This is a genomic window from Vibrio sp. YT-19(2023) (assembly GCF_033337395.1).
In genome coordinates, this window is record NZ_JAWOQN010000689.1 from 1 (window position 1) to 624 (window position 624).

At 45.2% G+C, this 624-nt stretch carries 1 protein-coding gene; it reads left to right on the forward strand.

The genetic code is table 11. The features are described 5' to 3' along the window. Positions 1–85: 85 nt before the first annotated feature. Positions 86–624 (forward strand): phospholipase D-like domain-containing protein (locus tag R7E78_RS27895; protein ID WP_318058857.1); only part of this gene is annotated, 539 nt, incomplete at its 3' end.

The following is a 624-nucleotide window of genomic DNA, read 5'->3' on the forward strand; positions in this document are numbered from 1 at the left end:
TCTTTAGCCGCGATAACGGCACGTTGAAAGCACTTATGTCTATACTTCAATACAGTAAGGTTTTGTAAGACAAGGAAATGTGCCATTGTTACATACGCTCTCCAAATTCATTTTCGCATCCATGTTCTCAGTGCTTTCAGCATGCTCATCAATCGAATCAAATCAGCCAAGTGAGAAATCCACAACTTTCCATTTCGGCTATCAACAAGATTCGGTTCTGGCTCATTACTTTGAAGCTTATGGCGAAGATCCTAAAACCATCACTGGCTTTTACCCGCTCAACCAAGGACACGATGCCCTTCTTGCTCGTACTTCTCTCATCGAGTCCGCACAAAAAAGCTTGGATCTTCAGTACTATATTTATCGCGGTGACGAAACCAGCCAGCTGATCACTTGGCGTTTGTACGAAGCAGCCAAACGAGGCGTCAGAATCCGACTGCTGCTTGATGACATGCAAAAACGCAACGACAACGTCATGGCGGCTCTAAATGCGCACCCCAATATTGAAATACGCCTGTTCAATCCTCATCAATACCGCTCTGCACGAATCTTTGCATTAACCAGTGACTTCGAACGACTGAACCGCCGAATGCACAATAAATCGCTGATTGCTGACAGTGTCTC